This window comes from Rhizobacter sp. P1_G5, from assembly GCF_056405435.1.
This window is the reverse complement of the sequence record NZ_JBFUCB010000419.1, coordinates 1-5,458: the sequence shown is the minus strand read 5'-3', so window position 1 is coordinate 5,458 and position 5,458 is coordinate 1. Positions and strand designations below refer to the sequence as shown.

Below are 5,458 nucleotides of genomic sequence, written 5' to 3'. Positions count from 1 at the left end.
CCACGTACGCGCCGGCTACGACGCCGAGTACAAGCGCATGGTCGGCTACGTCAAGGATTTCGGCATGCAGCGCATCGGGGTCGTCTACCTGAACGACACCTCGAAGGCCAACATGGAGGCGATGAACGCCGCGCTGTCGGCGCTGTCCATCCAGCCCAAGGTGTCGATCGGCATCGACCGCAACGCCACGTCGTTCGACGGCGTCGCCAACGAGCTGCTGGCCGCGCGCCTCGACTGCGTGCTGTTCACCGCCAATGCGGGACCGGTCGGCAAGATCATCGACCACCTGGTGCGCGGCAAGTACGCCGGCCTGTTCTACGCCTCGTCCTTCGCGGGGCAGGACCTGATCGACACGCTGACCTCGCGCAAGCAGAGCTGCGTGATGAGCATGGTGGTGCCGCGGCCGACGCAGATGGGCGTCAACGTGGTCGCGCAATGCCAGCGCGACCTGGCCCTGCTGAACAACGGCGCACGGCTGGGCATCACGACGCTCGAGGGCTACATCAGCGGGCGCATCGCAGTCGAGGCGGCACTGGCGGCGGCGAAGGCCGGCACGCTGAACCGCGCGCGCATGAAGGATTCGCTGGCCGGCCTGCGCAGCGACCTGGGCGGCTACAAGGTCGAGTTCGCCGGCACCACGCACGGCTCGCGCTATGTCGACCTGATCGCGATCGACCGCTACGGCCGTCTCGTCGGCTGAAGGGGCACCGCATGAAACGCCGTGACCTCTTGCTGGGCGGCGCTGCCGCCTGCGCGGGCTTCCCGCGCCTTGCATTCGCCTCCAACACCGTCGTCACGCTGGGCCAGAGCGCATCGCTCACCGGCGCCCAGGCGCGCTACGGCGCCGACGTGCGCGACGGCATCCTCGCCGCATTCGCCGCCGCCAACCGGGCCGACCCCAAGGGCCCGCGCTTCGAGCTGCAGGTGCTCGACGACGGCGGCACCAAGGACCGCTGCATCGCCAACGTGCAGAAGCTGATCGGCGACGGCGCCGCAGCGCTGGTCGGCCTGACCAGCGGCGCGGCGGCCGAGGCCTGCATGCCGCAGGTCGAGAAGAACCAGATCGCGCTGATCGGCACGGCCAGCGGCAACATGGGCATCCGCAGCGCGGCATCGTCCGGCGCGGTGCACGTGCGCGCCGGCTACGACGTGGAGTACCGGCGCATGGTCGGCTACGCGAAGGAGTTCGGCTTCAAGCGCATCGGCTACGTGCACCTGAAGGACACCTCGAAGGCCAACCTGCTGGCGATGGAGGACGCGCTGGGCCGGCTCGGCGTGCAGCCGGTTGCCGTCGTGCCGATCGACCGCAACGCCGGCTCGCTGATGCCGGTGGCGCAGCAGCTGCTGGCGCAGCGGCTCGATTGCGTGATGTTCACCACCAATGCCGCGCCGGTGCTGTCGATCATCGAGCACATGCACAACGGCGCGTACCCGGGCATGCATTTCTCATCGTCGTTCGCCGGCCAGGACCTGATCGACGGCGTGGTCGCGACGCGGCGCAGCGTGGTGATGAGCCTGGTGGTGCCGCGGCCGTCGGCGCTGGGCGTCGGCGTGGTCGGCCAGTGCAAGAGCGACCTGGCCGCGCTGGGCAGCGGTGCTGCGCTGGGCGTCACGACGCTGGAGGGCTACATCGCCGGGCGCGTCGCGGTCGAGGCGGCGCGCGCTGCCGTCAAGGCCGGCGGCGCGACACGCGGCCGGATGCGCGACGCCCTGTCGTCGCTGCGCACCGACCTGGGCGGCTACCGCCTCGCCTATGCGCCCGACAACCCGCATGGCTCGCAGTACGTGGAAATGGTGGTGATCGACCGCTACGGCCGCATCGTCGGCTGAACCCCGAAGGAGGATCCCTCATGGCTGCATCCTGGACACGCGGGCCGGCCTGGCTCGCGCTCTGGTTCGCCGGCCTGCCGGCCTGGGCCGCCGGCAGCGAGCCGAGCACGCAACAGTGGGCCCAGGCGCGCGCCGCGGCCGCCGAGATCGCCGGCGCCTTCACGCGCCATTGCCCGGTGGCCGGCACCGGCGACCAGCCGGCCTTCGAGCAGTGCCGGCGCGGGCTGTTCGGCGATGCGGCATTGCGCGATTCGCTGGACGGGATCGTGCTGTGGGGCCGCCAGCGCGATCCGGCGCTGTCGCTGCAGGCCAGCTCGTTGACGCAGTTCGCGCCCGACGTGCTGACCGGGCTCTACATGCCGCTGTTCATGTTCGACGGGCAGCACAGCGTGCGCTATGTCGCCTCCGAAGGGCTGTTCCAGCTGCGCTTCGCGACCGCCTTCCGCAACCGGCTCGCGCCGGGGCAGTTTCCGTACCCGTTCTGGCACGACGCCGAGAAGTGGGCGATGTACCAGGGCGCCAACGAGGTGCTGCTGTGGTGGGAGCCGATGCGCGGGCGCGTGAAGGCGGCGCAGTTCACGGTRCACGGCACGCAGCCGCCGGTCACCGTGGTGAAGAGGATGCCGGCACCGACGGACTTCAGCGGCCAGTGGATGTGGATGGATGCGCAGGGCCGGACGCAGCCGAAGGCCACGCTCTTCGACGGCCTGTACCGCGCCGACAACCCCTACCTGGGCCAGCTCGAGGGCTCGTACAAGCGGCTCGCGCTGCGCTTGCGCCAGGGCGAATGCGATTCGTGCCACGTGCCGAGCAACCCGGGCAAGAGCAAGCGCCTGGTGCTGTTGCAGACGCCGGCGCATGCCGCCGGCGAGATCGGGCGGCTGCTGAAGGCGGTGCGCGAGGACCGCATGCCGCGCGACGAGACCGGCATCGAGAACCCGCTGGATGCGGCGACCAAGAAGGCGCTGCTGGAGGACGGCGAGGCCTTCGCCTCGGTGCTGGACGCGGCGCGCCGCTGGGAGACACAGGCCCGCATGGCCGGTGCAGCCGGCACGCCGGACCTGCGCTGAGCCCCTCGCTCAGGCCGGGCGCGCGCTCGCGAGCCAGTCGAGCGCGCCCTGCGCCGCCACGCGCGCGCTCGCCATCGTCGCGGTCAGCAGGTAGCCGCCGGTCGGCGCTTCCCAGTCGAGCATCTCGCCGGCGACGAACACGCCCGGCAGTGCGCGCAGCATCAGCGATTCATCCAGAGCCGCGGCACGCACGCCACCGGCGCTGCTGATCGCCTCGTCGATCGGCCGCGCCGCGCCGAGCACGATGCGCAGGCCCTTGATGTGCGCGGCCAGGCGCTGCACGTCGGCCATCTCCGCCTTCGGCACCAGCTCGTGCAGCAGGCTTGCCTTCACGCCGTGCAGGCCGAGGCGTGTCTTCAGGTGCGTCGACAGCGAACGCGGCCCGCGCGGGTGCGCGAGCTCGGCTTCCACCCATTCCAGCGTGCGCGCCGGCAGCAGGTCGAGCGCGAAGCTCGCCTGGCCCCGCGCGGCGATGGCGTCGCGCAGCCGTGCCGACGCGGCATACACCAGGCTGCCTTCGACGCCGGTCTGCGTGACGACGAACTCGCCGGGCTGCCGCCAGCCATCGTCGAGCGCGATCGCCACCGACTTCAGCGGCTCGCCGGCGAAGCGGCTGCGGAAATGCTCGCTCCACGCTGTTGCCACGTCGAAGCCGCAGTTCGACGGCTGCAGCGGCGCCACGTCGACCGCGCGTTGCGCGAGCCACGGCACCCAGGCGCCGTCGGAGCCGAGCCGCGACCAGCTCGCGCCGCCCAGCGCCAGCAGCACCGCATCGGCGCGCACGGCGTGCTCGCCACCGGCCGATGCGAAGCGCAGCGCGCCATCGTCGGCCCAGCCCAGCCAGCGCTGCCGCATGTGGAAGCGCACGCCGGCCGCGCGCAAGCGCTGCAGCCACGCGCGCAGCAGCGGTGCCGCCTTCATGTCGGTGGGAAACACGCGGCCCGAGCTGCCGACGAAGGTATCGACGCCGAGCCCGCCCACCCACTCGCGCAGCTGCTGCGGCCCGAACRCATCGAGCCAGCGCGCCACCTGCGCCTGCTGCGCGCCGTAGCGGCCGATGAAGGCCGGCAACGGCTCGCTGTGCGTCAGGTTCAGCCCGCCCTTGCCGGCCAGCAGGAACTTGCGGCCGACCGAGGGCATCGCGTCGTACAGGTCGACCTGCACGCCGCCGGCCGCCAGGCGCTCGGCCGCCATCAGGCCGGCCGGCCCGCCCCCGATGATCACGACATTGGCAGTGGTGGCGATGGCAGGCATGGGCGGGGGTATGTGCAAGAGACACAGCGGAGAAGGGCCCGCATTGTCTCCCGCCCGCATCACCTGCCCGGATCACTTGCCGGGAACGGCCCCCGGCGGCGGCTCCGGGAACACCACGACCGGGCCACTCGCCTTGCGGCCAGGCGGCAGGTACGCCGGCGACTCGCCGCCCTTCGCACCGAGCGAGGCGATGAAGGCATGCATCGCACGCAGGTCGGGCTCGCTGAAATCGCGCAGCACGAACCACGGCATCGGCGGGCGCGTCTCGATCGTGTGCGCCACCTTCACCCACTGGTCCGCCGTCACGCGGCTGAAGTAGTTGCGCAGGTTCGGCGCGTAGGTCGTGCCCCACGGGCCGCTCCAGCCGAGCGGGCTGCCGGTCAACCATTGCGCCTGCGGCACCTTGCCACCGGTCTCGCCGTAGTTGACGGTGTGGCAGTCGTTGCAGCCGCCGATCTTCACGAGGTAGCGGCCGCGCTCGATCTGCGAGGCGGGATCGGCCTTGGCAGGCGGTGCGGCAGAGGCCGCGATCGACAGGCCGGCCAGCACGGCCGCGGCGGAGGTCAGCAGGAAAGTTCTCATCGGAATGCGTCGACAAAGAGTGGTTGGAAGCTGCACCTACGACCCGACGCGCCACGCGGACGCATCGGGTTCCATTCGATGTCGGTATGGGTCGGCGCCGGGATCAGTACTGCCCGCCCGATGCGGTGATGCGGTCCCCGGTGATCCAGCGCGCATCGTCGCTCGCGAGGAACACCGCCAGGCCGCCGATGTCATCCGGCCGGCCGAAGCGCCCTGCCGGAATCGCCGCGAGCATCGCCTTCTGCATGTCGGAGCCCTCGGTCACGCCCATCGTCGCGAGGCCTTCGGTCGCGGTCGCGCCCGGCGCGATCGTGTTGACGCGGATGTTGCGCCCCGCCAGCTCGATCGCCAGCGCCCGCGTGATTGCATCGACCGCGCCCTTGGTCGCCGAGTAGACCGAGGCGCCCGGCATGCGCGCGGTGCTCGCGATCGAGCCGATGTTGACGATGCTGCCGCCGGCGGCGCCGAAGTGCCGTGCCGCCTCCTGCGACGCGAGCAGCGTGCCGAGCACGTTGGTGTCGAACTGCGTGCGGTAGTCGTCCTCGCTCATCGCGTCCAGCGGACCGAAGCGGTACACGCCGGCATTGTTGACCAGCACGTCGACACTGCCGAAGGCGCGCTTGGCCTCGGCGAACAGCCGCTTCACGTCGGCCGGCTTCGACACGTCGCCCTGCACCGCGATCGCGCGGCCGCCCTGCTTCGCGATCTGCGCGACCACCGCG

6 protein-coding genes are annotated in these 5,458 nt (G+C 71.4%); 3 read left to right on the top strand and 3 right to left on the bottom strand.

Annotated features, from left to right (window positions below; genetic code table 11):
- The 3 genes from AC1D12_RS23435 to AC1D12_RS23425 form a co-directional block, all read left to right on the top strand.
- Positions 1 to 700: type 1 periplasmic-binding domain-containing protein (locus AC1D12_RS23435; RefSeq protein WP_477843179.1), on the top strand; the 700-nt coding region annotated here is incomplete at its 5' end.
- Between the two features lie 11 nt (positions 701 to 711).
- Positions 712 to 1,830 (top strand): ABC transporter substrate-binding protein, encoded by a 1,119-nt coding sequence (locus AC1D12_RS23430; RefSeq protein WP_082004706.1) that lies wholly within the window; start codon positions 712 to 714, stop codon positions 1,828 to 1,830.
- A gap of 20 nt (positions 1,831 to 1,850) precedes the next feature.
- Entirely contained in the window at positions 1,851 to 2,900 is a 1,050-nt protein-coding gene (locus tag AC1D12_RS23425) for a hypothetical protein (RefSeq protein WP_477827432.1), read from the top strand.
- Between the two features lie 9 nt (positions 2,901 to 2,909).
- Here AC1D12_RS23425 and AC1D12_RS23420 read toward each other — a convergent pair whose 3' ends face one another.
- The 3 genes from AC1D12_RS23420 to AC1D12_RS23410 form a co-directional block, all read right to left on the bottom strand.
- A complete protein-coding gene (locus AC1D12_RS23420; RefSeq protein ID WP_477843177.1) occupies positions 2,910 to 4,154 on the bottom strand; it encodes a TIGR03862 family flavoprotein in 1,245 nt (414 codons plus the stop codon).
- Between the two features lie 72 nt (positions 4,155 to 4,226).
- Entirely contained in the window at positions 4,227 to 4,736 is a 510-nt protein-coding gene (locus AC1D12_RS23415) for a cytochrome C (protein ID WP_477843175.1), read from the bottom strand.
- 103 nt (positions 4,737 to 4,839) lie between these two features.
- The coding region (locus AC1D12_RS23410; protein WP_477843173.1) for an SDR family NAD(P)-dependent oxidoreductase at positions 4,840 to 5,458 on the bottom strand (619 nt) is incomplete at its 5' end.